This is a genomic window from Alteromonas genovensis, from assembly GCF_010500895.1.
Classification (GTDB): domain Bacteria; phylum Pseudomonadota; class Gammaproteobacteria; order Enterobacterales; family Alteromonadaceae; genus Alteromonas; species Alteromonas genovensis.
Window position 1 is genome coordinate 259,441 of record NZ_JAAAWO010000001.1, and the last position, 26,998, is coordinate 286,438.

The following is a 26,998-nucleotide window of genomic DNA, read 5'->3' on the forward strand; positions in this document are numbered from 1 at the left end:
AGGCATTAAGGCTAGCAGGATGCTATTAGTCAACAACGTGACCTAGTGCAGTGTTTTAAAGACGTACAACCGGAGAGTAAGTATGTTCGAATTAATGGATAGTCACGGCGAAGAAGCCGTAATCAAAGTCATCGGTGTAGGCGGTGGCGGCGGTAATGCAGTTGAGCACATGGTGTCTCAAAGCATTGAAGGCGTAGAGTTTATCGCTGTGAATACTGATGCACAGGTACTTCGTAGTTCAAATGCAGATATTACGCTGCAAATTGGCTCAAGTGTCACAAAAGGGTTAGGCGCAGGCGCCGATCCAAATATCGGTAGAGATGCAGCGCAAGAAGACAGAGAAACTATTCGCCAAGCGTTAGATGGGGCCGATATGGTTTTCATTACCGCTGGTATGGGTGGTGGTACTGGAACCGGAGCTGCGCCAGAGGTGGCAAAGATAGCCCGTGAAATGGGTATTCTTACAGTGGCCGTGGTAACCAAACCATTTCCATTCGAAGGGAAGAAACGTACCTCTTTTGCTGAGCAAGGTATTGTTGAGCTAGCGAACAACGTTGACTCATTGATCACTATTCCTAACGAAAAGCTTCTTAAAGTAATGGGTCCTGGCACGCCGCTTCTTCAAGCATTTAGCGCGGCGAACGATGTATTACGCGGTGCGGTTCAAGGCATTGCAGAGCTGATCACACGCCCTGGTTTGATCAATGTGGATTTCGCCGACGTAAGAACTGTTATGTCTGAAATGGGTAAAGCCATGATGGGTAGCGGCGCAGCAAGCGGTCCAGACCGTGCTGAAGAAGCAGCTGAGTCCGCTATTGCGAGTCCACTGCTTGAAGATATCGATTTATCAGGTGCGCGAGGCATTCTTGTTAACATTACAGCGGGCCCAGACTTTGCTATCGACGAGTTTGAAACTGTGGGTAATGCAGTTAAAGCATTTGCATCTGAAAACGCTACTGTTGTTGTTGGTACCGTTATTGATATGGAAATGACGGACGAGCTACGTGTCACTGTTGTTGCCACAGGTATTGGTGCAGAGCGTAAGGCTGATATTTCGTTGGTCAGTACTGAAGGTTCTCGCTTAACTCAGCCTGCTAAAGAGTACGGAAGTAATAGCAATACTACCGAATCACGCTCCTCTGTTGGTGGTACCGAAGGCAACCAAGCATTAAAAGCAGAAGACAGTGCACAGCCTGACAATGATTTGGAATATTTAGATATTCCTGCGTTTTTGCGTAAGCAGGCAGACTAACCTACTGCCTGGCAGTTTCGAGACATTTGAAAAAAGTCTGCGAAAAAACGTCAGGAAACTACGGGGAATCTTTTGGTTTTGCTGTGGTCTGAGTAATGCGGTCATTCTCTTATGGCTAGAGTGTTATGGCTAGACTGTTATGGTTAAAGCATTATGGTTAGAGTCTTAAGCTTAGAGTGAAACAGGCACTGGTTGAATAAACTGCGAGCGAGTACGAGGTGCTTTTTAGACTACCTCAAGGTTTATGAAAGCAAGTTATTCAGTATTTTTGCTCAGGCAAAGCAGTGGGAGAAATTCCACAATTTGTGTGTTTTTTGACATGTGAGTAATAACTCACTATAATTCGCGCCCGCTTTTTTAAAAGGTAAAAGCATAAGCAAATGATTAGACAACGTACAATCAAGCATCCGGTTCAAGAAACCGGCATTGGGCTTCATAAAGGGGAAAAGGTCACGATGACTCTCCGGCCTGCGCCTGCGAACACGGGAATCGTGTTTAGGCGTGTTGACCTTATCCCTCATGTTGATATTCCTTCTCGCGCCGATGCGGTAGGGAACACCATGCTGTGCACGTGTTTAAATAACGAAGACGGTGTGACAATTCAGACCGTTGAGCATCTTGCTTCTGCTCTTGCTGGCTTAGGCATCGACAATATCATCGTTGAAGTTGACAGTAACGAACTGCCAATCATGGATGGAAGTGCAAGTCCGTTTGTATTTCTGCTTCAAACGGCGGGTATTGAAGAATTAAATGCACCTAAGCAGTTTATCCGTATAAAGAAACCGGTGCGCGTGGAAGATGAAGACAAATGGGCTGAGCTGGTTCCTTATGACGGCTTCCGTGTAGATTTCAAAATCGACTTTGACCACCCAGTTATTAGCGAAACCCGCCAACACATGGTGATGGATTTCGATTCATGCTCTTATGTTAACGAAGTTAGCAGAGCGCGCACATTTGGTTTTATGCGCGATCTTGAGTATATGAATGCGAATAATCTGGCATTAGGTGGCAGCATGGAAAATGCCGTGGCTCTTGACGAGTTTCGCGTGTTAAACCCTGAAGGTTTGCGCTACGACGATGAATTCCTAAAGCATAAGATTTTGGATGCTATCGGTGATTTGTATCTTGGCGGCAACAGCTTGATCGGCGAACTGAGAGCGTATAAAACCGGTCATGGTTTGAATAATAAGCTGCTGAATGCCCTACTAGCACAACAAGATTGTTGGGAGTTCGTGACGTATGACTCTCAGGAGTCCGCGCCAATACGCTACGCACGACCCGTATTAGCATAATTTGAAAAAGCCGCCAACTTGGCGGTTTTTTTTCACGTGGCAATCGTTTCAATAAATGATAAAGTAAGCCGATAATTTACAGAATTCCGTCTCGACATTAATAATAAAGCCCTAGGAAGTTAGCCTAGTGCGCAAAGAACACGTTCGAGTGTGAAGTCCAATTCCGTTTTGTGGTATGAAGTTAACAATTACACTAGCAGGTAAAAATACACGCTATCGGCACAGTATCAGTGTCCGTACGCTTGTGAGCGCAACTGTGCTCACATCTATTTTTATGCTGGTGTCGAGCCGTTCAACAGAGTCTGTTCCTGAAGACGTTGCTCGGGTTCGCTTAGCTCAATCACAAGTCGATGGCGCTAGAGAAGACATTGACGCGCTAAAAAATCAAACCACAACGAAATTAAAAGCACTGCTCTCACGTGTGGCCGAACTCTCGGCACAAGCAACCATTCTTGACGAGCAAGGCAAACAAATTGCAACAGAATTAGGTATGTCAGCGGCTGACCTGGACGCTTTCGTACCGGTATCGATACCAGACAACATCCAAGACGACCTCATCCTCAATGAGATAGCCAAGCTAGAGCAATCACTCGATTTGAAATCGCAACAGCTAGCTATGCTTGAAAGTTTGGTTCGGGGTCACCATATCCAAGAGCAGAGTCGATTATCTGGTCGTCCGATTGCGTCGGGATGGTTGTCATCTTATTACGGTATGCGGGCCGACCCGTTTACTGGCGAATCAGCTATGCACAAAGGGCTAGATTTTGCTGGAGAGGCGGGTGTAGACGTAGTGACAACAGCTGCAGGTATTGTTACCTGGGCAGGTGATCGCTATGGTTATGGCCAACTAGTAGAAATTGATCATGGAGATGGATTCGTTACCCGCTATGGGCACAACGACACACTGTCTGTTTCCATCGGTGATGTGGTTACCAAGGGGCAACCTATCGCTAAAATGGGCAATACCGGTCGTTCGACTGGCGCTCATGTTCACTACGAAGTAATAAGAAACGGAAAACAAGTCGATCCTCTACCTTACGTAAGAAAAAGATAAAGGTAGCAGCCAGGTAAGTAGGGTAATTCCTGCGTCAATATAAAGTGCATTTTTAAGCAGTGTTTACGCACTACAAACCGCATTTTATGTGAAAATCGCAAGGCAATGTCACATTGTGGCTTCAGTCTTATACAATTAATTTTTGCTGTACCTCTGGTATGGCGTCTCGACAAGTAGTGGAATAAAAAAGCTAATGTTTTCAAGCATCCTTAGAAAAGTATTCGGAAGTAGAAACGACCGTCTATTAAAAAAATTACGTAAAAACGTAGATGCCATCAATGCACTGGAAGCAGAGTATGAAAAGCTTTCTGATGAGGCGCTAAAAGCAAAAACTGACGAATTTAAAGCGCGCATTGAAAAGGGCGAAACCCTAGATGCGTTGCTAAATGAAGCGTTTGCGACAGTGCGAGAAGCCAGTAAACGCGTATACGGCATGCGTCACTTTGACGTGCAAATGTTGGGCGGTCAGGTACTGCATCAAGGTAACATTTCAGAGATGCGTACTGGTGAAGGTAAAACACTAACTGCAACCTTGCCTACCTATTTAAATGCATTATCGGGTAAAGGTGTTCACGTTATTACTGTGAACGACTATCTTGCCAAACGTGATGCGCAGTGGAGCAATCAACTGTTTAACTTCTTGGGCATGGAAGTCGGTTGTAACATTCCGGGGATGTCCTCTGAAGAGAAGCGTCAAGCCTACCAGGCCGATGTGACCTACGGTACGAACAACGAATTCGGTTTTGACTACCTACGCGACAACATGGCGTTTAGCCCCCAAGACAGAGTACAGCGTCCTCTAAACTACGCAGTAGTGGATGAGGTTGATTCAATTTTAATTGATGAAGCTCGGACGCCTTTGATCATCTCTGGTCAAGCTGAAGATAGCTCAGAACTCTATCGCAGAATAAACGTGCTTATTCCTCAACTTGTACAGCAAGAAAAGGAAGATGAAGAAGGCCAAGAAGGTGATGGCGATTACACCATTGACCTTAAAGCCAAACAGATTCACTTAACTGAACGTGGGCAGCTTCACGTAGAAGAAATTCTTCAGGAAGAAGGCGTGCTTCCAGAGGGGGAATCTCTATTCGCTGCAGGCAATATCTCATTACTGCATCATATTAATGCTGCACTGCGTGCCCATAAGCTATTTACGAAAGACGTAGATTACATTGTTAAAGACGATCAGATTGTCATTGTTGATGAGCATACTGGTAGAACAATGGAAGGACGTCGCTGGTCTGAAGGTTTACACCAAGCCGTAGAGGCGAAAGAAGGTGTACGCATTCAAAACGAAAACCAAACGCTTGCATCAATCACTTTCCAGAACTACTTCCGCATTTATAACAAACTGGCGGGTATGACAGGTACGGCAGATACAGAAGCGTTTGAATTTCAGCATATCTATGGCTTAGAAACCGTAGTTATTCCCACCAACAAGCCAATGCAGCGCAAAGACATGGCTGACCTTATCTACTTAACTGCTGAAGAAAAATACGAAGCGATAGTAGAAGATATAAAAGACTGCGTGAAACGTGGGCAGCCTACTCTGGTAGGTACGGTATCGATTGAAAACTCTGAGCTTATCTCGCGTATTCTGAAAAAGGCGAAAATTCCGCACAAAGTACTGAATGCCAAATTTCACGAGCATGAAGCAGACATTGTGGCACAAGCGGGTAAAACCGGTGCCGTAACTATTGCGACTAACATGGCTGGTCGTGGTACCGATATTGTATTGGGCGGTAACTGGCAGGCTGAGGTTGAAAATATTGAAAATCCTACCGACGCTCAGGTTGAGAAGATCAAAGCAGAGTGGAAAATAAGACACGACGAAGTACTCGCTGCTGGTGGTTTACACATCATTGGTACTGAGCGTCATGAATCTCGTCGTATCGATAATCAGCTTCGTGGACGTTCAGGCCGTCAGGGTGACCCTGGTTCAAGCCGTTTCTATCTATCGTTAGACGACGCACTTATGCGCATATTTGCCTCTGAAAAAATGGGCAATATGATGAAGCGTTTAGGCATGGAGCGTGGCGAAGCCATTGAACACCCTTGGGTGACCCGCGCTATTGAAAATGCACAGCGCAAAGTGGAAGGTCGTAACTTCGACACCCGTAAACAGCTTCTTGAATACGATGACGTGGCTAACGATCAGCGTAAAGTCATTTACGAGCAGCGTAACGAACTACTCGATGAAGGCGATATCAGCGAAACGATTTCTGCTATCCGTGAAGACGTTATTACGAGCGTTGTAGACGAATACATTCCACCGCAGTCTCTTGAAGAAATGTGGGATGTAAAAGGCCTAGAAGAGCGCTTGAAGGCAGACTTCGCTGTGGATTTACCGGTGCAGTCATGGTTAGAAAACGACGACAAGCTTTATGAAGAGAAGCTTCGTGAACGCATTCACGGTGAAGTAGTAGGCGCTTACACAGAGAAAGAAAAAGTAGTAGGGGCTGACGTGTTACGTCAGTTTGAAAAAGCAGTCATGCTACAAAACCTAGACAGCCACTGGAAAGAGCATTTGGCGGCTATGGATCATCTTCGTCAGGGCATTCACTTGCGTGGCTATGCTCAGAAGAATCCAAAGCAAGAGTATAAGCGAGAGTCCTTCGCGCTATTCTCACAAATGCTTGAGACCCTAAAGGTTGAAGTGATCACTATTCTTGCTCGCGTGAAAGTACAAGCAGAAGAAGACGTGCAAAAAGTGGAAGAGCAGCGTCGTCAAGCCGACGATGTTCCTAAGAACTTTGAGCATCAAGATGCTTCTGAAACGCAACCAGAAGAAGCGAGCAATACGCCGCGCACCGCAGTGAGAAATGGCCCTAAAGTCGGCCGTAACGATCCGTGTCCGTGTGGTTCTGGCAAGAAGTATAAGCAGTGTCACGGTAAGCTGAATTAATGAAGCTAGTACACGTAGCCGTGGGCGTAGTTGCCCGCGGTAGTAACATTTTCACTACCCTTCGTGCTAAAGACGCTCACCAAGGCGGGAAATGGGAGTTTCCGGGCGGAAAAGTGGAAAGTGGAGAAACGGTTACTGATGCACTAACGCGAGAGCTTGCTGAAGAAATTGGCATAGACGTGCTATCTAGCGAGCCGTTAATACTTATCGAGCATGACTATGGCGATAAGCGCGTAAAACTAGATGTGCATCGCGTGACGCAATTTACCGGCGAGCCTCACGGCAAAGAAGGGCAGCCTTCAAAGTGGCAGTCGTTGAGTGACATTAACAGCGATGAATTTCCTGCGGCGAACAAACCCATCATACAAGCTTTAGCACTTCTTTAAGCTCTTTTTTGTACTGAACGTCATACACATGGCGTTCAGTTACGCAAAAACTCAAAAATTTTCTTTTCACAATTTCTCCTATTAGACGAAAGATAATTGACAATTTTTTCAATTGTCACCTTTTTAAATTTTATATTGCAGATCAATATTTTATTTTTTTATATGACATTAGTGTCATTTGTGTATTCTGCTTGTATCTCCGAAATTTCAATAGCGGCATAATTCCCTTAGTTCGTTATTTCTATACTTTAGTATTTTGATTTATACCTAAATTGTTCAGAAAGTCGCTGATAGTAAATGGCGTATCTATCCTGAACCGTACTGAGGTAACCCATGGCACTCAAAAAAAACACCGAGCAAAGCTCTGCCCCCACCGTTAACGTTGACGCTAGAATGAGGAAACAAGCGGAAGATGCACGTAAAAAGGCGCGCACGCTAGCAAGGCAACAACAAGCAGCTGAGCGGATTGCAACGGCAACAACTGAGCTTGCAAGTGGAATCAACGAATCATCGAGTGCTACAGATCAACTTTCAACTGCGGTTAGTGAAATTTCGGCTGGAGCAGAAGAGTCAAGTAGTGCAAGCCAAGAAAGTCTGGCAGCTATCACTCAAATTGCGGGCGGTTTAGCAGAGCAAACTGAGCTATCTAGCGCGACGCTAGATAAATCCAACGAGCTAAAAAAATATATTGAAAGAGTAGTCAGTGATTTGGCGATTATGATGTCAAGCGTAAAGGTGGCATCTGAAAATCAATCCCGTTCTGTTGTGATGATGAGTGAGTTAGAGCAACAGGCCTCCAACATTGGCGAGGCGGTCAAACAAGTGACACGTATTGCTGACCAAACTAATCTTCTTGCTCTCAATGCAGCAATTGAGGCGGGGCGAGCGGGTAAGCACGGTAAGGGGTTTGCGGTTGTCGCTGATACGGTGCGCGCTTTAGCAGAAGTATCTGATAAGAGTGCATCTGAAATTGCAAGGCAAATAGAGTCTATTCAAATGCAGTCGAACCAAGTTTCAGACTCTGTGAAATCATCCTCTGAGTCAGCACTTGAAGAAGTAAAAAAAGGAGAAACAGTCACTTCGCAGCTCAGTACGATAAAGGAAGATATGCAAGCAATTTCGGATGGTGCTTATGAGCTTCAAGCTCAGGTTAAATCGATGGAAAATGCTGCAACAGAAATTCAGACTGCTTCAGAAGCTATTTCCTGCGCAGCCGAAGAGCAGTCATCAGCCGCCCAAGAGGTTTCTTCTAATGTCGCTGAACAAAGCGCTGCACTGACCCAAGCAGAGCAAGCCGCACAGTCGCTCGAAATCATAACTGAGGAGCTTCGCAATAGTACTGACATTAATAAAAGCGCGGAAGAAGTCGCCTCCTCTGCTGAAGAACTTTCTGCCACCTTGGAAGAAATCAGTCGGTCATCAACAGAAATATCAACCGCTCTTACTCAGGTTAACAACGGTGCTCAGCAAGCTGCAAGCGCGGTTGACCAGGCGGTTGGTAACATTGAAATACTGCGAGAGGGTGTGGATAAAGCCTCTTCCCAATGCGATACAGCTTTAGAAAAAGGTGAATCCATTTCTGTCTTACTCGCAACGAATAAAACACTTATCGAAGAGATGGTGTCGGGAATTGATATCGCGCTTGAAACCAGCAAAGAAAATGTCTCATCCATTTCTACCATGGAAGCAATGACCCGACAGATCGATAAAGTTATAGACACTATCACCACAGTATCAGTGAAGACTAGCATGTTAGCGGTTAACGGTGCTGTGGAGGCGGCAAGAGCGGGCGAATTTGGAAAAGGCTTTGCTGTCGTTTCTTCCGATATTCAAAGTTTAGCCGATGAAGCGGCGGAAAACGTAGAGCAAATCAAAGACTTAATAAAAGCCATTCAAGATCAGACAGTTAAAGTCAAATTTGACCTTACTAATGTTGCAGAAAGCGCGTCGCGGGAAGTTCAAAAAGCTCAGCAAACAATGAAAGATGTGGAAAAAATCAGTATTGATATTGGCGAAATCGTTAAGTTCAACCAAGGAATGAAAGATAGTGGTCAGGAAATATCAGCAGGGGTAACACAAGCGCAAAAAGGACTGGAGCAAATTGCCACTGCCAATGAGCAAGCCAGCAGTAACTGTCAGCAAGCACTTGTGGCTGCCGAGCAGCAGAGTAGGGGAATGGAGTTACTCGCTAAGTCCATTGAAGAAATTGCATCTGTAGCTGATGAAATGCAAAACGGTTAGTTTGAGTGGCCGATAGAAATCGGTCATTTAAATGTGGTTTGTGCAAAGTGGTTAAAACGAAGCGGTCAAGATGAGGAAGCAGTGATGAGTATAACCGAACAAGTTCACACTGATAGCGCAGATGTTGAAAAACAATTTGTTTCTTTTTTAATCCAAGAAGAGTGTTTTGCATTCCAAATGTTATCAGTCGGAGAAATCATCAGAGTTCCAGTTTTGGTATCTGTCCCATTAGGGCCGCCTCAAATGCAAGGACTGGCAAATCTTAGAGGAAATGTGCTGCCAGTTTACGATCTGTCAATGATTTTACTTGGCAAGCCTTCAGTGGTATCCGATGTGAATCGCGTTATTGTAGTTGATACAGAGCTTGGGAGTATTGGTTTTCTTGTAGACCGAGTTCTCAAGGTGTACAGCGTGCCAAGCAATTGCGTGGTCGACAGCGATAGTAAAGCGGTCGCTGTGGCTTACGACTATTTAGATGGAATTATAAAGCAAGCAGATATGCCCGTTGAGCAAATTCTGAATGTGTCTTCACTAGCTAAAGCACAATCAATAGCAAAGCTAGAATCGAAAAATACCACCCTTTCTCACTTTGCATCAGCTGACAGTAAGACGAATATTGGACAAGAGGCAGATGACCTGCAGCAACTTGTGTGTTTTTCGCTAGAGGCTCAAGACTTTGCTCTGCATTTACAGGACGTGCAAGAAATAGTGCGGGTACCAGATGCCATGTCGCAATTACCCGATAGCCTACCTTGTGTTTTAGGGCTTGTTAATCTCAGGGGGCGAATTATTCCTATTATCGATCTTGCGTCGACCATACACATGAAAAGTTCTCAAATTAACGATGCAAGCAGAATTGTGATCATACATAGCGCACATTATGGAAGTATTGGCTTCGTTGTCGCTAAGGTAAGCAACGTCATGTCAATTTGCAGTAATGAGATGGAGCCTGTTCCTAGTGTTTGTAACGATGGCGCAGAGTCTGGCTTCCTTGAAGCGGTTTACCGACGAGACGGCGGCAAAAGTTTAGTTTCAATAATCTCGTTAGAGAATATTTTCATGCGTTCCTTATCACATACGCTAAGTACCATGGAAACCAATCTTATAGGAGAGGAAAACGTGACTGAGGTTAAGCAAGATTCGGTGGGCGAAGACGACTATGAACAGTACGTCATATTCTGGATTGAGGGACAGGAGTATGGCGTTAGTATTGAAGACACTCAAGAGATAACTCGTGTACCAGAAAAGCTAGAGAGTGTGCCAGGCACTCCTCACTACCTGAAAGGAATTGTTAACTTAAGAGGTACAGTTTTACCTGTTATCGATTTGAGAAGCCGTTTAAATCTGCCTTCGTCGCAAAGCTGTGAGCGTCAGAGGATTGTTGTACTGACGAAAAATAAGTTACGTACAGGTTTTATTGTAGACAGCGTTGTTGAAGTAAAAACCGTGGTGCGAAATGCGATTGAAAAAGCACCTTCCTTATCAGATTCACAAAGTGAATTTTTAAATAGGTTAATAAAGCTCAGCGATGAAAAACGCATTATCCAACTTATCGAGCCTAGTGTGTTGCTTCACGACAGTGCTGTAGAAACTGCTCGTGGTTAAATGTCTTATCGCTTGAGAGGTCAAGAAATGCCCATTAAAGTTCTTATCGTCGATGACTCCGCTCTTATGCGCAAACACTTCTCTAACCTATTCATCAGGGAGGGGTTTGTGGTTGACATAGCGCGCAACGGAGAAGAAGCACTTAGCAAAGCCGTTGAGTTTCAACCAGATTGCATTACGTTAGACATCAATATGCCCGTGATGGACGGGATGACATGTTTAGCTATTTTGAAAGATTTATACTCTTGCCCAATTATTATGGTTTCATCGCTCACTCAAAAAGGTGCGATCGTCACCTTAGAAGCGCTCACCTTAGGCGCCGCCGATTTTGTACTAAAAACTGGCGGAACCGTATCTCGTGATATTGCAGACATAGAAGCTCCCCTAATTGATAAAATCCATGCTCTGACAAACGCGGTTAAGCCAGTAAGAACAATTCGAAAAGTAAATTCAACTGCAGCCCCTGTCCCGCAGAATACATCTTCAAACCAGCAGGTGGATGTCGTGCTTATTGGAGTTTCAACTGGTGGTCCAAAAAAACTGGAGCAAATTTTAACTCAGCTTTCGCCACAGTTTCCAGCTCCTATCGTAATTGCTCAGCACATGCCAGCTTCATTTACTAGCGCACTAAGCAATCGGTTGGATGGAATTTGCCCGCTTCCTGTCATGGAAGCCGGCAATAAAACTAAGTTGAAACGCGGCTGCGTGTATATAGCAAAAGGGGATTCGGATGTCGTATTCTCAAAATCAGGCCAAGACATCTTTATCAGGCCTGTTCCCTCTAGTCCTTCTTTTCTATGGCACCCGAGTGTAGATCGCATGGTTGAGTCTGCACTCTCCTGCTATGAGCCGATGAATATGGTTTGTGTTCAACTCACTGGAATGGGGTATGACGGGGCGCATGCTATGAGTAAAGCGTTCAAAGGTGGGGCTATAACAATTGCCGAAAGTGAAAAGTCTGCAGTGGTGTTTGGCATGCCTAAAGAGTTAATAGAGGCTGGATGTGCCAGTTTTACCCTTGATAGTCATCATATTTCCGGAAAATTGAACACACTGTGCCGCTGAGGAGATTCAAATGGGATTGAAAAAGAAAAATGACGTTAGTTTTGATACTGAATCGAGCGAGTCAGAACGCCGTGCAGTAGCCAGAACCTACGAACAATTAATCCGCGATTTATCCTCAAGTGACATAGAGGTAAGACGCTGGGCAATTCGTGATTTAGGGGCCAGTGACACTGCGGACGAAGTGTTCATCGAACGGCTTCACAAAGAGACTGACGTTACCATTATTGAGGCGCTATTCTCTGCTTTAGACAAGATGTTTTCGTCAAAGACAGCAAGTGAGATGCTTGATTTGCTCAAATCAGAGAACGTTCAAGTTCGAAATGGAGCTATAGAACTTTTTCAGCTCAATCCTGTTGAGTTCGCCTCTCAAATTGACAATATCATCGATGATAGCGATCCAGATGTACGAATTTTCTGTGTCGATATTATTGGCGCTGTTGCACACAAAGAGGCTACAAACTGGCTACATAAAATTGCTCTAACGGACACGAACATAAATGTTGTAGGAACCGCATTAGACAAACTCACAGAGGTAGGCGACGGCACAACGTTGGAAGTATTGCCATTGGTTGCTGAACGACATGCTGGCAATTCGTACATAGAATTTGTCATCAATATTCTCTATCAACAGCTAGGTTCAGCTGATGAGTAGCGCATCATTAGACAAAATTTCAACAGCAGATTTTGAACGCTTCCGCTCACTGTTTTATCGAAAAACAGGTATTCACTTTGAAGATGGGAAGCGTTATTTCGTTGATAAACGTCTCTATGAACGAATGAAAGTCACGGGGCATACGACATTTAAAAGCTACTTTACGTTCATGCGATTTCAGGCAAGCGGTGATGAATTTCAAAACTTAGTGAATGCCATGACAGTCAACGAAACGTACTTCTTTCGTGAAGACTATCAGTTTTCTGCCATGACTAAACATATAATGGACGAGCTTGATAGTAAACGTCAGCCTGGTGAAGATCTTAGGATTTGGTCGGTTCCCTCTAGCACTGGCGAAGAGCCTTATTCTATTGCAATTCAGTTGCTTGAATATTGGAAGGGAATATCACATCGAGATGTAGAAATAATTTCTTCAGACATCGATAGCAAGGTCTTGCAAGCAGCAAAGAAAGGACTCTATTCAAAACGCTCGGTACAAAATATTCCAGTGGATATTCAAAGAAAATACTTTGTAGAAAACAATGGGCAGTTCCAACTAATTGAAGATATTCGCGATTCTGTTTCATTCACTCTCGCCAACATTTTATCTTCAAGCAATATGAAGCAGTTTCGACATTTTGACCTCATATTTTGTCGTAATTTATTGATTTACTTCGACGATGACTCACGCAAGCGGGCAGCACAAGTTTTGTACGATGCTATGAAGCCAGGGGGGTATATTTTTCTCGGTCATTCTGAGTCGATGAGTCGTATAACGTCTATGTTTAAAATTAAAAGATTTGGTGATGTGATTGCTTACCAAAAACCTATGACAGGGGGTGAGTGAGATGAAGAATATCATGATTGTTGACGACGCCACTACAGTTCGTATGTTTCACAAAGGCGTTATTTCTTCTATAAACCGACACATAGAAGAGGCTGAAAATGGCGTAGAAGCATTAGAGAAAGCGCTTAAAGCGCCTATTGATCTGTTCTTGGTTGATATCAACATGCCAAAAATGGACGGGTACCGATTATGCCAAGAAATCAGACAACGTGACGAGCTACGCACATCCACAGTCATCATGATAAGTACAGAGTCAGCGAAGCTGGATGAGGAACGGGCCTATAGAAGTGGTGCAAATTTTTATATGTCTAAGCCTGTAGACAGTGAACAGCTCAAAGTGCTTGTTGGGGCTATATTAGGGGATGCGGTATGAGTGAGCTTCTAGATGTATTTATTAATGAGTCGAGAGAAAATCTAGAGTCAGCAAGTCGAGGCCTGTTAACGATACAGTCCTCGAGCTCTCACAACGGTATCATCGACGGTATTTTTAGAGACATCCACACAATTAAAGGCTCTTCTGATCTTTTCGATATTAAACCCCTCACCGCGTTAGCGCACGCCGCAGAAGATTTGCTTGATTGTCTACGAGCGAGTGAAGTCGTTTATACCGAAGAAATTGGTGACCTTCTATTAGAGGTGTTAGATCAAATATCCTCGTGGTTCGATGAGCTTGAACTCGGTACTGAAAACATGAACGAATGGAAACCAGTTTCGGTAAAACTAAGCGATTCATTACGTGCATTCATTAATGCAGACAACCCAAAGGTCACCAGCTATGAAGAGCAGCCGCACCCCGTCTCATCGTCTTCTGAAAATGTTATTGGAAATATAGCGAGTGAATCACCTGGCGCTGGCCCATTCACTAGCACTATCGGTACATTCACGTCCAAGTTTTCATCAAGCTCGGCAATCATTCTTTTGGCAAAAACGCAAAGTGAAAACCTGTATCTCATAGACTATCAGCCAGATCACGACTGCTTTTTTCGGGGCGAAGATCCGTTCAATGTATTAATCACAATGCCTGGTTTATTGGGTTTCAAAGCAGCATTTCCACTTTTAACAAGCGAAAGCGATATTTACGAGAGTGCTCTCTCTTTTGTTGCCATCGGTGAAGCGGATATAAGTGAAATCGATAGCCATATGGCATATTACGAGGGACAGTATCACGTATCGCACATCTCTCGCCGCGAATTAGCACTGTCTTGTGCCGCTGAAATAAGAGACGCTGTCGAGAAACTTGCGAATGAAAGTCTCCTTATTGCGATTGAAGATGGTGAGTTGGAGCAGATACAAAGTGTTGCCGAGTTACTGCAAACCTCGGGTAATCACGACCCTATGACAAATGCAGTGCTCTGTTATTTGGCAAAAGGAAATGAGTACCCTGCTAATTCTACTCAAGCCCATATGCAAGGTAGCGTGAAGCTAGAATCTCTTCAGCTTACAGACAATAAACACGTTAAATCTGTCAGCCTCTATGAAGTCGAGCTATTGCAACAGCAGCGCAAACTACTTGACGCAGAGTATTACAATCGCGAGCTTATGCTCCCTTCAGTAGCGAACCTAACGCAACAATTGCTGTGTCGTTTTGCAATTGAATGTGATTTGACCTGTGAGGAGAGCATACGAAATGCGATAGACCGCGCCTTGTCTGTGGCGAGCACCCCTTTAGAGAATTCACAACCAGAGAACGACAGTAATTCAATAGATGTTGATTCGCATAACAGACACGCTTCTTCAAATTCACCCGCTGAAGAGGGGGCTAAATCAGAACGCCACGTCGTGAAAATGCTCAAAGTCGACCAAGAAAAAATTGATTATCTCATGGATATCGTTGGTGAACTGGCTGTCGCAAAAAATTCTTTACCCTACTTAGCAAAGCAAGCTGAAAAAGAAGGGGGAAGTAAAGCGTTGAGTAAGCAGATTAAGTCTCATTTTTCTATCGTGAATCGTTTAACTGAGTCGTTACAAAGCGCTGTGCTTCAGATTCGTATGGTGCCAGTATCTCATGTTTTCGAACGGTATCCTCGTTTGGTGCGTGACCTTGCTAGAAAGCTTAATAAAAAAATTGAGTTAGTTATGAGTGGAGAGGATACAGAATTCGACAAAAATTTAATTGAATCACTGTCTGAACCGCTTATTCACCTGCTGCGAAATAGCATTGACCATGGTATTGAGCTTCCAGATTTAAGGATACAGCAGGGTAAAGCGGAAAAAGGAAGAATAGATCTTATTGCTACTCCGCTTGATGATAGCGTTGTCATTGAAATTCGCGATGACGGTAAAGGAATTGACCCTGAAAAATTAAAAATGCTTGCCTTCCAAAAGGGCATCATCACTGAACATCAGCTAGAAACAATGAATGATGAGGACGCGCTTCAGCTTATCTTTGCTCCGGGATTTTCAACCAACGAAGAGGTGTCTGATTTATCGGGACGTGGAGTTGGCATGGATGCTGTGCGCACCATGGTAAATCAGGCCGGCGGAAAAATTGAGATGAGCAGCGAGCTCGGTATTGGAACCACATTTAAACTCTTGCTGCCTCAAACCATGTCGGTAAACCATGTAATGATGTTTGAGGTCGCCGATCAAATGTTCGCTGTCAGTATGGATGCGGTTGTTGAAACAGTAAAAGTGCATCGAAGTGAAATTCAACGAATTCGCAATCAGAATGTACTTGTTATCCGCGATAAGTTAATCCCGCTGTGTGAACTGCGTTCGGCGCTTGGTTTTGAAAATCAAGAAAAGGGAGAAGAGTGTTCTATCTTGATCGTGACTTCTCCTACCGGCGAGCATGGGTTGGTGATAGATAAATTTCACGAGGGAATAGATGTTATTCAAAAGCCTTTAGAGGGAGTCCTGTCTGGCTATTCCCACTTTTCAGGTACAGCACTACTAGGCGATGGGCGTGTGCTGCTGATTGTAAATATTCAGGAGATACTCGCATGCCATTAGTATTGAAGAAAAAAGTGGCGGTGCTGCGTGGGCACTGCGAAATAGAGGACGCAGAAAGCTTGTTCAATTGGCTGCAGGAGTCCTCTGGACGTTCGCTAAATTTAAAAGAGCTGACCTCCGCACATACAGCTATCTACCAAGTGATTTTAGGGTTCCAACCTACAATATCGATAATGCCTGAGGACACTTCACTGTTTTGGCTTAAAGAGCTATTAACGCACGATTCGAAAGAGGTGTGGTTGTGATGCGGGTTGTAACGGTCGCAAATAGGAAAGGTGGAAGTGCTAAAACGACCACTGTTGTAAACCTTGCCTATGGTCTTGCGACTAGGGGGCGACGTGTATTGGTATTAGACTTAGACAATCAAGGACATGTGCTACACGGATTCTCTCAAGGCGAGCAAAGCCCTATTACGCCTGCTTTTCCAATTGAGCATTTTTATAAACAACTTGTGGCAGTGCACCCCAATATTGATATCACAGAAGTGAACAATACAAGTTCCGATATTGGAAGCCAGATCCAGTTACAAGCGGTAAGAGAGTGGTGTGATGATTCAAGAGTGCGCGCACGCTACGACGTGATTCTTATTGACACCCCACCAACGCTCAATGCTCAGCTAATGGCTGCATTAGCAGCCGCTACAGAAATCGTTATACCCGCAGCTCCATTGCCCCTTAGCTCGGATGGTGTAGATAAACTGCTTTTTGCTTGTTTAAAAGCGGTGTCAGAAAGAAAGTTTAGAGCAAAAAGCATAAAGCTACTCCCTGTCATGGTTGAAAAAAACGTGAGGCTTCATCGCTTAACGCTTAACCAGTGGAGAGAGAGATTTGGGAACACAAAAGTATTTTCCCCTATTCACAAGTGCATCAAATTAGCGGAAGCATTCAGTATCAATAAGCCAATAAGTGAGTTCGCCCCTAAATGTCGGGGAGCGAAAGACTACGACGCACTGTGTAACGCCATGATTTCACAGTAACAACGGAGCCACTATGAGTACAATACATTTAATTGACGATTCTGCAACCATGCTAATGAGTATGGAAATGCTACTTAAGCGAGCAGGATATACCGTAACAAAATCAAACAGCGCTGAAGCTGCGATGAAAGACCTTCAAGAGATCACGCCTAAACTCATCATCACAGATTTAAATATGCCAGGTATGAATGGAATAGATCTCATTCAGACTTTAAAACAACAAACAAAGTTTCGGTTTATGCCGATGCTGATGTTGACTACTGAGTCACAGCAAAGCCGACGTGAGGAGGCGAAGCGAGCTGGTGCAACAGGTTGGTTGGTTAAGCCCGTAGAGCCCGATCAGCTCATTGGCGTAGTAAAGCAACTGGTTCCTGCAGCATAAGGTTAAACATGATGAAGAAATCAACTTTTTTTGATAATCAGTTTGTAGCGAGCAGAATGAAATTTGCAAATATGAAAATCTCTATAGATTCTTTTGTCAGTTTTTTCAGTCTTCAAAGAATGGTGTTTTGTGCCTGCATAATCCTCTCTTTGCTTATAGGGCTTGGGGCAAATCTTCACTCAAGTTTATCAATGGCTCTTGGTGGAGCTCTTGATATGGTTCTCGTTGCATCGGGAATTTTGTTCAGCTGCTTTTGGAATACGAAGAAGGTGAGGAAGGAGTTGAATGCAGAGATACACATACAAAATCTCTATTTAAAAGAAGCGTCGAGTCAATTAAGCGATACCCATAATCAAGTAAACGATTACGTTGCAATACTGAAAGGACAAATTGATGGGATTAGTACGATTACCGAAGAGGCGTCATTAGAGCTAATGACTGCGCTTTATGAGATCGAAAGTTCCATTCAAAGCAGCTTGGACAACGTTGAAATGAACCAACGTCAAAGTGTTAATTGCAAGAAGGAAAGTGCTTCTGAGTTTTTAAAAGTTGAAACGCGCTTATCGCAAATACAGACTCTTATAAACCAGCAGCGAGAGCAAGATATCGAACACAATGAGTCTATCCAAAATGTTATGTCCGAAGTGGAGAAACTCAAAGAGTTGACGGATTTAGTCAAAAACATCGCAAACCAAACTAACCTTCTAGCGTTGAACGCTGCAATAGAAGCAGCAAGAGCCGGGGAGTATGGTCGAGGTTTTGCAGTGGTCGCAGAGCAAGTTCGTATTCTGTCTTCGCAATCTTCTGAAGCAGCAGATAAAATTGAATTTGGAATAAAGTCGGCGCTTGATGCTGCTCGTCTTCAGGGCGATAAAATGTTGGCATCTACCCAGTCCAACGAAACCTGTGACTTGCTAAGTGGTTTCTCAAGCTCCTTGAAAAGCATTACTCAACACTACAAGTCATTAGAAGATTTAAATCCTGCAATGCTTGCGTGTTTTGAAAAAAGTGCGTGCGAAGTCGCGAAGAAAGTAAGTGGGGCAATTGGTAAAATTCAGTTTCAAGATATCATAAGGCAGCGCGCAGAGCACATAAAGCTAGAACAAGATGCTATTGTGGGACTGTTCGGCCATTTTTCTTCATATATTGATTCACGAGAAGAGTTTGATGAAACTTTTAACTTAAATACAAAGAAGATGTTTGAAAATTACGTTATGGAAGATCAGCGTAAGATTCACTTTGATATCAATGAGGATAAAGGTAACAGTGTTAAAACAGAGGTTGAAGAAGCGAGAGAGCCCAAAATACAACTATTCTGAGAAGCGATATCGCCAAGCACTGAAGTGCAAAGCATATCGCTCCTATTTGTATGATTTTAGTTCTGCTATAGCGTAATTAGTGACGAGGTGGCAAAGGCCACATCTAGTTTGTGATAGGCCGCTTCATTGATAAAGTGCGGGTAGGTTGGCTCTGTACCCTCCCATACAACGTCTTTACCATCAAAACGCCTAAACATGGGCGCGCCAGGCATTAAGGGGACAAAGTCGTTATCTTGCAACGAATGATGGATCATAGCCGTGCGGTTGCCTTCATCATTTAATGGGAAGGCGATGTTCTCACCGAGTCGAAACGCCTCGCAGGCCTCTAAGTCGTCGCACTCGCCTTTGTTATAAGCAACACAAAAGGCCAACAAAACTTCTGCCATCTTTTGTGTGGCTAAGTACACGTCCTCTCGCAATACACCTTGAGGCTGGGCGCCAACCTCAATCATCACGCCATATTTACCTGTAGTACACAAATAACCGTGAGACGCATAGGGCTTTTCGTCTTCCACTAAAATATTAGCTTCTGGCATATTTTGCTTTACGTAACGCGCCATTTTAACGTACACATCGCTCGTATCGAGGATGATAAGTGTTGCACCCATATTGCTGGTGGTATTGTGTATATCGATTACCAAGTCGGTAGAAGCATTGCCTTTAGGGCCTAATTGTTCGTTAATCGTTTGTGCTAACTTGTGTTCTTCACTCGTGCTGGCAGCTTGAGGTGAATCGAATTTTAAGGCGTCAGGAGTAAACTGACGATTTAAATCTTCCTCTAAAAACCGAACGTTGGCCGCGATAGCAGCAGGGTTGGCAGTATAAAGCGTGACGTCCAAGTCACTAAACTGAGTAGGAATGCCGCTAGATTCCCAATTTTGAATAAGCTGAATACCGCTCATTTCATTGCCGTGAGTACCACCTACCAGTGCGATATGGTTAATCATGTTGTTCCTTAAATAGACAAATTAGTGCTTGAAGAAGTCGTTAGGCTGCTGCGCTAACATTGCCTCTATTTCCTCTATATCCATAGCTTGCGGCGTAGCATCTTGAGCTGGTTTACCGGCTATCTTTCTATCTTCACCGGCCCATTCACCTAAATCAATCAGCTGGCACTTTTTACTGCAAAAAGGGCGGTATTCACTTTGTGGCGACCACACAACAGGTTTGGTACAAATAGGACACTTTACTTCCATCTATCTCTCCAAAAAGAATGCTAAAACAATAGTCTAGGGCATATTCACCCTTGCTAAGAACTTAAAACCACATGTGTTCACCCACGCATAAACTAGGCTAATTCTTTGAATGAGCTACTAGGACGAATCGACCACAAGCGGCTCTATGTTCTGCAGGTACAGCAATTATCCGCTGTAGATACAGCTATTACAAAAGTTCAAGATGCTAGTTATTCTACATAGTATGTGTACGGGTTTTAGTAAGGAGTAGCTCTTAACTACAGGTTAGCAGGCTGCTAAAAGGAATTGAACGTTTTCTTCTACAGAACCGCTCTTACTGTCATCACTTGAGAAAAGCATAAAGCGAAGGGCATAGCGATATTTGTTACCGCTAAGGGTTGGGTAGTAACCTTCATCGGTGCGACATTTGACTCTTATAAGCTCATTTTTGTCTTCTGCTGCTCCTTGATAGAAGCCACTCTCTGCAATAGTACTCTTAAATTGACCTCGTTCGCGAATAAACGATAGGCCTACCGTGATAGCGTCGTCTAATAAGGCAAGGGTGTCTAACCATTGCGCTATTTCTGTTAAGCGACGCTCAAGGGGTTGATGTAACCAAAAATGCAAATTAGGTAAATCAAAACTACAGGCACCGCCAGGTATGGCGAATCGCTGCCTTATGGAGCTTAACAACTTGTCTTCTTTTAGCGTACTGCCAAACCGACCTTCAGTTTTAATTTTTTGGCGTAAACGCAATACGGTTTTTAACGCATGATCAAGGGCAGTAGAGTCGATTTTAGGATGTTTTGACCAGTAAACAAGGCTCTTTTCGTGAGCTTCTAAATCTTTAGTGAGATCTGAGCGAAGATCGATTCGCTCTACAAGGTCAAGCAGCTCAAAGAGCTGCTCAAAAAATACAAGCTGCAAGCTACTTTGCTCTGCCTTAGCCGTAATTTTAAGTTGCCCAAGCAGCTGTTCTACGCGTAAGTAATTACGCACCTTTTCCTTTAGAGGGAATTCGAATACAGCGTCGCTCATGGATATCCTTTAAATACAATTACGTAAGGAGAAAGCGTAAAGCCTAAAGCATAGTGACCATTAAGCCAAGTACACTTACCAACCAAACTAGTCTTTAGATACCAAATGAGCAAAAAAGTTTCAAAAACAGGCAAATTGTCATCAATCGCTGTTACAGCGGGATGTCTTTAACTATTTGCCTTGCTTAACTTGAGAATAAGCCACTGTAAAAATGTGCAGAGAGGGAAGGCTCGCTCTAGGGAGTGCGGATTGCTCTAGGAAGAAGGAGTATTTGAGGCTTGCGCTAATAATTGATGGTGTAAATCTGCTACTTGCTGCTCAAGCGATAGTAAGCTTGAATTGTTATCTAGTACATAATCAGCTGCATTTAAACGTTCTTCGCGGGTAGCTTGGGCATCCATAATGTTCTTTATGGTTTCTACATCACTGCTATCTCTTTCCACTGCACGAGTCAGCTGAGTGCTTTCGCTGCAGTCAACTACAACGACTTTGTTGCACATTGTAGTGAGTTTGTTTTCCACAAGTAGCGGCACAGAGAGTATGCAGTAAGCGCTCGATGTGTCGGCTATCAGTTGCTGCATACGCTCCCGTATAAGGGGGTGAAGTAAGCTATTTAGCCAGTTTTTCGCTGTGCTATCGGTAAACACTAACTTACGAAGTTGTGCTCTATCAAGGGTGCCATCGCTGAGCAATACACTGTCGCCAAAGCGCTCGACAATACTCTGCAACCCAGTTGTGCCAGGTAAAACTACATCTCGTGCTACTTCATCGGCGTCGACAACGTCAATACCATGGGTTTTAAACAAATCGGTAGCTGCCGATTTACCGCTTCCAATACCGCCAGTCAGGCCAACAACAAATGTGTTATTCAATTTTCACTCTCCCCAAACACGTTAATTAAACACACTAAGCCAATCAGTTTATCCAACACGTTAAACAAGAATGTCAAACAAGAACGTCAAACAAACGTCTATTCGTTACATGTTGTAGTTACCAAACCAGCGCTGTTTGACAGCGTCGCTGCTCTTGAATTATCAGCTTGAGCCATAAGTTCGAGCCATAAGCTTGAACTTAAAATTTGACTGATAAACTGATAATGAACACAATCAGCTTTTGCTATTTAGCTAATTGCTACAAAACCATATCAAGGTAGGTGGTAATAATAACGTCTTTGTATAAAAGCGTCAGCCAGCCCGCAACTGCTAAATAAGGCCCAAAAGGAATCGCCAGCGATTTACCCTTATTTTGTATCATCATAATGGCAATACCAATAACGGCGCCCACAAAAGAAGAGAGTAAAATAATAACCGGCAGGCCCTGCCAGCCAGTATAGGCACCAAGGGCAGCCAGCAACTTAAAGTCGCCGTAGCCCATACCTTCTTTGCCAGTCACTAACTTAAACAGCCAATAAACAGACCATAAGCTTAAATACCCTGCAGCAGCACCAATTATGGCATCGGTAGTGCCAACAAAAACGTCACTCGTGCTTAACAGCAAACCAAGCCAAAGCAGTGGCAACGTCAGTTGGTCTGGCAGCAACATTTTGTCTACGTCGATGAAAATAAGCGAAATAAGTACATAGGTAATTAAAATGGCCCATATGGCTTGGGACGTTGGCCCAAAGTGATATGCAGTAAACGTACAGGCGATAGCAGTAAAAAGCTCTACTAGCGGATAGCGAGGGGAAATGCTCGTTTTACAGTTGGCGCATTTGCCTTTTAAAAGCAAATAACTGAGTACTGGAATATTCTCCCACGCCCGAATGGTATGCCCACACTTAGGGCAGGTGCTATCAGGCTTAACTAGGTTAAACGGGGCCGAGGGGGGAGAAAGGGCAGGGGCAACAGTTGAAGCAGCATTGGCGTCTTCATCACTATTTTCTTCAGCAAAGTAACTGTCGTATTCTTCTTGCCAGCTTCGCTCCATCATAATTGGCAGGCGATAAATAACCACATTCAAAAAACTGCCAACCATTAGGCTAACCAGAAAAACGAATACGTAAAAGAACTCTGGGTGGAGTTGACTGAGGGTAATTATTGCATCCATTAAAGCAGTTCCATTAATGTAATTCTGTTATCGGCAACGTATTTACGCGCTACCTATACCAACCAGAATAAGAAAAAGCCCGCGAAAGCGCGAGCTAATTATTTGTTATTGTATTTAAACTGAGTGATTTTACACTATCCTTCGAGAGAGCTTGCTAGCCTTTGTGCTAGTTCGACGCTGAGTTCATTCAAGCATTTATACTACGTTACCCATATCGAATATAGGAAGGTACATGGCGATAATAAGGCCACCAATAACCACGCCTAATACAGCCATTATCATAGGTTCTAGTAAGCTGGTTAAACCATCTACCATATCATCCACTTCTGCTTCATATATTGTGGCAATTTTACTCAGCATCTCATCAACAGCACCAGACTCTTCACCAATAGCAATCATTTGCGTCACCATATCGGGAAATACGTTGGTAGCACGCATGGCCACATGCATGGGAATACCGCCAGCCACTTCTTTACGCATATATAATATCGCTTCCCTATATACGGCATTACCAGATGCGCCTGCGGCAGATTCAAGAGCACCGATAAGGGGCACGCCCGCTGAAAAAGTAGTGGCAAGGGTGCGAGTAAAGCGAGCAATACTAGCCTTCTTTAGAATTTCGCCAATCACAGGAATTTTCAATACCAATCTATCGCAACGATCACGTAAGTTTTGGCTCTTTTTATAAGCACGGCCAAATAGAAATCCAGCAACACCCACACCAATCGCGATAAAAATACCGTAATCTTGTACAAATCGAGAAATGCCTAATACAAACTGTGTAAAGGCGGGAAGTTCAGCGCCGAAACTACTAAATATTTCTTCAAACTGAGGTACCACAAAAATAAGCAGTATAGTGGTGACAATGAAGGCTACCACTACAACAGCGATAGGGTAGAACATAGCCTTTTTAATCTTAGATTTTAAGGCTTCTGCTTTTTCTTTATAGGTTGCAATTCTGTCGTAAATAAGTTCGAGTGCACCGGACTGTTCACCGGTATAAACTAGGTCGCAGTATAAATCGTCGAAGTAGTTGGGATGTTTTCTTAAGGCGGAAGATAACGGGTTTCCGGCTTTAACTTCTTCGGTTATCTCACCTAAAAGTTTGCGCATGCTTACTTTTGCATGGCCTTGGGCAATCATTTCAAGAGACTGGATAAGAGTTACACCGGCGCTAAGCATAGTAGCTATTTGGCGTGAAGTGACGGAAATATCCGCAGCGGTTATTTTTGCTGCGCCAGAGCCAAAGAGTGGCTTTGCTAACTTCTTTACTTTGTTTGCAGATATACCTTGGCGACGAAGTAAGTTTTTCGCCTCTGAAATTGATACGGCGGAAACTTCACCTTTCCGCGACTGGCCTTTTCGGTCTTTACCTTGCCATGTGAAAGTTACTGCTGCTTTTGCCATCTAACATACTCTGTGCCGTTAAAAAAAAGCCCAGTTAAAACCGGGCTTATTTCTTAATAAATGTAATCAAAAATTAGCATAAGTCTGCTGGGTCGCATGAAACGTCCCAAAGAAGGCGGCCATTACTTTCAGTGGCGGTTAACGTATAAGTACCATTACCAGCAGCGGCTCCCTGAATATTCATGTCAGGGTATGCTGTTGCTTCTATAGTGCCTGCGGTATCAGTATCAACACCAACTATTGCAGGTGAAGTAGCAGTTTCGTTTGCAGCTGCGTATGTTGCAGGTACACCATTACTCCCGCCAACACAATCTGAAAGGTCAGCTGTGGAAGCGTAGCACACCTCTACTGCTGTCTTAGCGGCTGCTGTTGCATTGGATACTTCAGTAAACTTGGCTTTCTGCGTGTAGTTCTGATAGGCAGGCAATGCGATTGCTGCAAGAATACCGATGATCGCAACAACAATCATTAATTCGATTAGGGTAAAACCTTTTTGGTTTGTAGTTTTCATTTTCATCATGGTCTATCTCCGGGACGCGTATAACACGCTAAGTTTAAATAAATTCAAATTGACGTTTATACCCGAGTCGTCCTTAAACGCCCCTGGTACTTGTTACTCAGTATAGAATTTTCTTTGTCTATGACAAGTATCTAGAATTATACCTATGTCTGACACAGTCAGTATGACACGTTCGTTCACACCATTGCAGCTCTATGTCATTGAACTTTCGTATAAAACTATTCCTACTGGCAAAGTATGTTGAGCAATACAGACCACAACATTTAATGTTATACATGTTGACCTGCGCCGAACTGCTCGTCGCAGGTTTATATTCTGCAAATTTTCCGTTGATTTCGGTATATTTTCTAACTTGCTTATTTATTGACAGCAATTGTTGTGAGCAAAATTAAACAAAATTAGCCTTAATCTAACTGGATACGCAGAGACAAATCAATAGCTTGCACGTGCTTTGTTAGCGCTCCTGAAGAGATATAATCTACCCCAAGTTTTGATAACGAAGCCAAACGCTCATCGGTAATGTTGCCAGACACTTCTAGCTTACACTGTGCGTTATTCATGGCTACTGCCTGCTGGATCTGTTCGTTAGTAAAGTTGTCTAGCATTACAATATCCGCACCGGCATTAAGGGCCTGTTGAAATTCTTCAATGCTTTCAACTTCTACCTCGACCGTTTTACCTGGCATGTTTGTTTTTGCTCGGCTTATTGCGTTGTGAATACCGCCGCAGGAGAAAATGTGATTCTCTTTAATTAAATAGGCGTCGAACAACCCAACACGGTGATTTTGCCCACCGCCGCAGCGTACGGCATATTTTTGCGCGTATCTAAGCCCTGGAAGGGTTTTACGTGTATCAAGAATTTTGGTGTTTGTACCGGCTAAATACTTGGTGTAAGAAGCGGTTACTGTTGCACTGCCTGATAAGGTCTGTAAAAAGTTAAGCGCAGTGCGTTCAGCGGTAAGAATAGCTCGGGCAGAGCCAGACAAACTCACTAGCACCGTATCGGCTTCTACATGGTCCCCGTCTTTTACATGCCAAGTTACCGACACTGACTCATCTATTAAGGCAAACGCTTGGTTTACCCAAGCAACACCACAAATAACGCAAGGCTCTCTGGTAATAATAGTGGCACTTGCTGTTACTTCTTTATCAATTAGGTTGGCAGTTATGTCGTTATCGGCATTCAGTTCACCACCTAAGTCTTCAATGAGGGCTTGAGAAACCTGTTCGCGGATGGCTTGTATATCGGGTGACGTCATCTTCATCGCTGTTGTCTTTTCACTTTGTCTTGTCAGAGGGTACGCAATATTAACCAATCGCCACGCTGAGTAAACTCTAATTGGCGAAGAACGCTCATTCCGAGCAATATATGGTTATCTTGCATACCAGGATTTAAGTTGGCTTTTACATTTCGTACTTCGATATCGCCAATGCGAAGGGTGTCTATGGTGGATTCGGCTATTCTGACCGTTCCATTTGCGGTTCTTGCCAGTGCTTGGCGGCCTGCCTGCAACTGAAGCTTGCTGGCCAAATGCGCTGGCACAGCAACATCCGTCGCACCAGTGTCGACTAAAAAGACAACCTCTTCACCGTTAATATAGCCGCTGGTGACGTAATGGCCCTGACGGTTCTGTTTAAGGCGCACTTCGGTTTGCGATCCCATTTGCTGCGAAATAGGCGTGCTATTCGGGTTAACTTGTTTTTCCAATAGGCCGGAAAAAACATACACAAGTAAACCCAGTCCGCACACCCACGCTAAAAGCACCATCCACTTTCCAGCGGCGCTTGTTTCATTGTGTTCCTGAGACATTACTCTCCCGTTAGAGCGCTTATCATCGCTTTTATATTAGTTGTTTCCGTAGCTTTTTTCATGGCTTTTTAAAA

General features: G+C 43.8%; 25 protein-coding genes. 16 read left to right on the forward strand and 9 right to left on the reverse strand.

Annotation, left to right across the window (positions count from 1 at the left end; translation table 11 throughout):
* The first annotated feature begins 82 nt into the window (after positions 1-82).
* The 16 genes from ftsZ to GTQ48_RS01130 all read left to right on the forward strand — a co-directional run bounded on the left by ftsZ (position 83) and on the right by GTQ48_RS01130 (position 18,928).
* Positions 83-1,252, forward strand: coding sequence for a cell division protein FtsZ (gene ftsZ, locus GTQ48_RS01055; RefSeq protein ID WP_163104588.1), 1,170 nt, complete (start codon positions 83-85; stop codon positions 1,250-1,252).
* 380 nt (positions 1,253-1,632) lie between these two features.
* Positions 1,633-2,544 (forward strand): UDP-3-O-acyl-N-acetylglucosamine deacetylase, encoded by a 912-nt coding sequence (gene lpxC / locus GTQ48_RS01060; RefSeq protein WP_163104590.1) that lies wholly within the window; start codon positions 1,633-1,635, stop codon positions 2,542-2,544.
* A gap of 175 nt (positions 2,545-2,719) precedes the next feature.
* Positions 2,720-3,598, forward strand: a complete 879-nt coding sequence (locus GTQ48_RS01065; RefSeq protein ID WP_163104592.1) for a M23 family metallopeptidase — start codon at positions 2,720-2,722, stop codon at positions 3,596-3,598.
* Between the two features lie 193 nt (positions 3,599-3,791).
* Complete coding sequence (gene secA / locus GTQ48_RS01070; protein ID WP_163104594.1) at positions 3,792-6,503, forward strand: preprotein translocase subunit SecA; 2,712 nt, start codon at positions 3,792-3,794, stop codon at positions 6,501-6,503.
* The gene (mutT, locus tag GTQ48_RS01075; protein WP_163104596.1) at positions 6,503-6,889 is read left to right on the forward strand and encodes an 8-oxo-dGTP diphosphatase MutT; all 387 of its coding nucleotides are present in this window, start codon (positions 6,503-6,505) and stop codon (positions 6,887-6,889) included. The genes secA and mutT overlap by 1 nt, the downstream gene beginning before the upstream one ends.
* A 333-nt stretch (positions 6,890-7,222) precedes the next feature.
* Positions 7,223-9,130, forward strand: coding sequence for a methyl-accepting chemotaxis protein (locus GTQ48_RS01080; RefSeq protein ID WP_163104598.1), 1,908 nt, complete (start codon positions 7,223-7,225; stop codon positions 9,128-9,130).
* Positions 9,131-9,214: 84 nt separating this feature from the next.
* Positions 9,215-10,735 carry a chemotaxis protein CheW gene (locus tag GTQ48_RS01085; protein WP_163104600.1) on the forward strand — a complete coding sequence of 507 codons (1,521 nt, stop codon included), beginning with the start codon at positions 9,215-9,217 and terminating at the stop codon, positions 10,733-10,735.
* 27 nt (positions 10,736-10,762) lie between these two features.
* Positions 10,763-11,800 (forward strand): chemotaxis-specific protein-glutamate methyltransferase CheB, encoded by a 1,038-nt coding sequence (cheB, locus tag GTQ48_RS01090; protein ID WP_163104602.1) that lies wholly within the window; start codon positions 10,763-10,765, stop codon positions 11,798-11,800.
* Positions 11,801-11,810: 10 nt separating this feature from the next.
* Positions 11,811-12,452: a HEAT repeat domain-containing protein gene (locus tag GTQ48_RS01095; protein WP_163104604.1), complete on the forward strand. Its 642-nt coding sequence runs from the start codon at positions 11,811-11,813 to the stop codon at positions 12,450-12,452.
* On the forward strand, positions 12,445-13,299 hold the full coding sequence (locus tag GTQ48_RS01100) for a CheR family methyltransferase (protein ID WP_163104606.1): 855 nt from the start codon (positions 12,445-12,447) through the stop codon (positions 13,297-13,299). The genes GTQ48_RS01095 and GTQ48_RS01100 overlap by 8 nt, the downstream gene beginning before the upstream one ends.
* Position 13,300: 1 nt before the next feature.
* Positions 13,301-13,672, forward strand: a complete 372-nt coding sequence (locus tag GTQ48_RS01105) for a response regulator (RefSeq protein ID WP_163104608.1) — start codon at positions 13,301-13,303, stop codon at positions 13,670-13,672.
* A complete protein-coding gene (locus GTQ48_RS01110; RefSeq protein WP_163104610.1) occupies positions 13,669-16,251 on the forward strand; it encodes a chemotaxis protein CheA in 2,583 nt (860 codons plus the stop codon). Before GTQ48_RS01105 ends, GTQ48_RS01110 begins: the two co-directional genes overlap by 4 nt.
* Entirely contained in the window at positions 16,242-16,496 is a 255-nt protein-coding gene (locus GTQ48_RS01115; protein WP_163104612.1) for a hypothetical protein, read from the forward strand. Before GTQ48_RS01110 ends, GTQ48_RS01115 begins: the two co-directional genes overlap by 10 nt.
* The gene (locus GTQ48_RS01120; protein WP_163104615.1) at positions 16,496-17,227 is read left to right on the forward strand and encodes a ParA family protein; all 732 of its coding nucleotides are present in this window, start codon (positions 16,496-16,498) and stop codon (positions 17,225-17,227) included. The genes GTQ48_RS01115 and GTQ48_RS01120 overlap by 1 nt, the downstream gene beginning before the upstream one ends.
* Positions 17,228-17,240: 13 nt before the next feature.
* A complete protein-coding gene (locus GTQ48_RS01125) occupies positions 17,241-17,609 on the forward strand; it encodes a response regulator (protein WP_163104617.1) in 369 nt (122 codons plus the stop codon).
* Positions 17,610-17,617: 8 nt separating this feature from the next.
* Complete coding sequence (locus tag GTQ48_RS01130) at positions 17,618-18,928, forward strand: methyl-accepting chemotaxis protein (protein ID WP_163104619.1); 1,311 nt, start codon at positions 17,618-17,620, stop codon at positions 18,926-18,928.
* Between the two features lie 65 nt (positions 18,929-18,993).
* Here GTQ48_RS01130 and GTQ48_RS01135 read toward each other — a convergent pair whose 3' ends face one another.
* The 9 genes from GTQ48_RS01135 to GTQ48_RS01175 all read right to left on the reverse strand — a co-directional run bounded on the left by GTQ48_RS01135 (position 18,994) and on the right by GTQ48_RS01175 (position 26,924).
* Positions 18,994-19,875, reverse strand: a complete 882-nt coding sequence (locus GTQ48_RS01135) for an aspartoacylase (protein WP_163104621.1) — start codon at positions 19,873-19,875, stop codon at positions 18,994-18,996.
* A 21-nt stretch (positions 19,876-19,896) separates the two neighbouring features.
* Entirely contained in the window at positions 19,897-20,124 is a 228-nt protein-coding gene (yacG, locus tag GTQ48_RS01140; protein WP_032097484.1) for a DNA gyrase inhibitor YacG, read from the reverse strand.
* Between the two features lie 264 nt (positions 20,125-20,388).
* On the reverse strand, positions 20,389-21,141 hold the full coding sequence (zapD, locus tag GTQ48_RS01145; protein WP_163104623.1) for a cell division protein ZapD: 753 nt from the start codon (positions 21,139-21,141) through the stop codon (positions 20,389-20,391).
* Positions 21,142-21,395: 254 nt separating this feature from the next.
* On the reverse strand, positions 21,396-22,013 hold the full coding sequence (coaE, locus tag GTQ48_RS01150; RefSeq protein WP_163104625.1) for a dephospho-CoA kinase: 618 nt from the start codon (positions 22,011-22,013) through the stop codon (positions 21,396-21,398).
* A 259-nt stretch (positions 22,014-22,272) separates the two neighbouring features.
* On the reverse strand, positions 22,273-23,187 hold the full coding sequence (locus GTQ48_RS01155; protein ID WP_163104627.1) for a prepilin peptidase: 915 nt from the start codon (positions 23,185-23,187) through the stop codon (positions 22,273-22,275).
* A 195-nt stretch (positions 23,188-23,382) separates the two neighbouring features.
* Positions 23,383-24,594 (reverse strand): type II secretion system F family protein, encoded by a 1,212-nt coding sequence (locus tag GTQ48_RS01160; RefSeq protein WP_163104629.1) that lies wholly within the window; start codon positions 24,592-24,594, stop codon positions 23,383-23,385.
* A gap of 73 nt (positions 24,595-24,667) precedes the next feature.
* The gene (locus tag GTQ48_RS01165) at positions 24,668-25,114 is read right to left on the reverse strand and encodes a pilin (RefSeq protein ID WP_163104631.1); all 447 of its coding nucleotides are present in this window, start codon (positions 25,112-25,114) and stop codon (positions 24,668-24,670) included.
* Positions 25,115-25,518: 404 nt separating this feature from the next.
* A complete protein-coding gene (nadC, locus tag GTQ48_RS01170) occupies positions 25,519-26,373 on the reverse strand; it encodes a carboxylating nicotinate-nucleotide diphosphorylase (protein WP_163105062.1) in 855 nt (284 codons plus the stop codon).
* Between the two features lie 32 nt (positions 26,374-26,405).
* Positions 26,406-26,924 carry a retropepsin-like aspartic protease family protein gene (locus GTQ48_RS01175; protein WP_163104633.1) on the reverse strand — a complete coding sequence of 173 codons (519 nt, stop codon included), beginning with the start codon at positions 26,922-26,924 and terminating at the stop codon, positions 26,406-26,408.
* Between the last annotated feature and the right edge of the window lie 74 nt (positions 26,925-26,998).

Excerpts from the sequence above, each read along its gene's own strand:
- GTQ48_RS01125 (WP_163104617.1), top strand. The coding sequence starts at position 17,241 with ATGAGTACAATACATTTAATTGACGATTCTGCAACCATGCTAATGAGT.
- GTQ48_RS01120 (WP_163104615.1), top strand. The coding sequence starts at position 16,496 with ATGCGGGTTGTAACGGTCGCAAATAGGAAAGGTGGAAGTGCTAAAACG.
- GTQ48_RS01095 (WP_163104604.1), top strand. The coding sequence starts at position 11,811 with ATGGGATTGAAAAAGAAAAATGACGTTAGTTTTGATACTGAATCGAGC.
- yacG (WP_032097484.1), bottom strand. The coding sequence starts at position 20,124 with ATGGAAGTAAAGTGTCCTATTTGTACCAAACCTGTTGTGTGGTCGCCA.
- cheB (WP_163104602.1), top strand. The coding sequence starts at position 10,763 with ATGCCCATTAAAGTTCTTATCGTCGATGACTCCGCTCTTATGCGCAAA.
- ftsZ (WP_163104588.1), top strand. The coding sequence starts at position 83 with ATGTTCGAATTAATGGATAGTCACGGCGAAGAAGCCGTAATCAAAGTC.
- GTQ48_RS01065 (WP_163104592.1), top strand. The coding sequence starts at position 2,720 with ATGAAGTTAACAATTACACTAGCAGGTAAAAATACACGCTATCGGCAC.
- GTQ48_RS01080 (WP_163104598.1), top strand. The coding sequence starts at position 7,223 with ATGGCACTCAAAAAAAACACCGAGCAAAGCTCTGCCCCCACCGTTAAC.
- zapD (WP_163104623.1), bottom strand. The coding sequence starts at position 21,141 with ATGAGCGACGCTGTATTCGAATTCCCTCTAAAGGAAAAGGTGCGTAAT.
- GTQ48_RS01130 (WP_163104619.1), top strand. The coding sequence starts at position 17,618 with ATGATGAAGAAATCAACTTTTTTTGATAATCAGTTTGTAGCGAGCAGA.
- secA (WP_163104594.1), top strand. The coding sequence starts at position 3,792 with ATGTTTTCAAGCATCCTTAGAAAAGTATTCGGAAGTAGAAACGACCGT.
- GTQ48_RS01115 (WP_163104612.1), top strand. The coding sequence starts at position 16,242 with ATGCCATTAGTATTGAAGAAAAAAGTGGCGGTGCTGCGTGGGCACTGC.
- GTQ48_RS01100 (WP_163104606.1), top strand. The coding sequence starts at position 12,445 with ATGAGTAGCGCATCATTAGACAAAATTTCAACAGCAGATTTTGAACGC.
- GTQ48_RS01155 (WP_163104627.1), bottom strand. The coding sequence starts at position 23,187 with ATGGATGCAATAATTACCCTCAGTCAACTCCACCCAGAGTTCTTTTAC.
- GTQ48_RS01110 (WP_163104610.1), top strand. The coding sequence starts at position 13,669 with ATGAGTGAGCTTCTAGATGTATTTATTAATGAGTCGAGAGAAAATCTA.
- nadC (WP_163105062.1), bottom strand. The coding sequence starts at position 26,373 with ATGACGTCACCCGATATACAAGCCATCCGCGAACAGGTTTCTCAAGCC.
- GTQ48_RS01165 (WP_163104631.1), bottom strand. The coding sequence starts at position 25,114 with ATGATGAAAATGAAAACTACAAACCAAAAAGGTTTTACCCTAATCGAA.
- GTQ48_RS01105 (WP_163104608.1), top strand. The coding sequence starts at position 13,301 with ATGAAGAATATCATGATTGTTGACGACGCCACTACAGTTCGTATGTTT.
- lpxC (WP_163104590.1), top strand. The coding sequence starts at position 1,633 with ATGATTAGACAACGTACAATCAAGCATCCGGTTCAAGAAACCGGCATT.
- GTQ48_RS01175 (WP_163104633.1), bottom strand. The coding sequence starts at position 26,924 with ATGTCTCAGGAACACAATGAAACAAGCGCCGCTGGAAAGTGGATGGTG.
- GTQ48_RS01135 (WP_163104621.1), bottom strand. The coding sequence starts at position 19,875 with ATGATTAACCATATCGCACTGGTAGGTGGTACTCACGGCAATGAAATG.
- GTQ48_RS01085 (WP_163104600.1), top strand. The coding sequence starts at position 9,215 with ATGAGTATAACCGAACAAGTTCACACTGATAGCGCAGATGTTGAAAAA.
- mutT (WP_163104596.1), top strand. The coding sequence starts at position 6,503 with ATGAAGCTAGTACACGTAGCCGTGGGCGTAGTTGCCCGCGGTAGTAAC.
- GTQ48_RS01160 (WP_163104629.1), bottom strand. The coding sequence starts at position 24,594 with ATGGCAAAAGCAGCAGTAACTTTCACATGGCAAGGTAAAGACCGAAAA.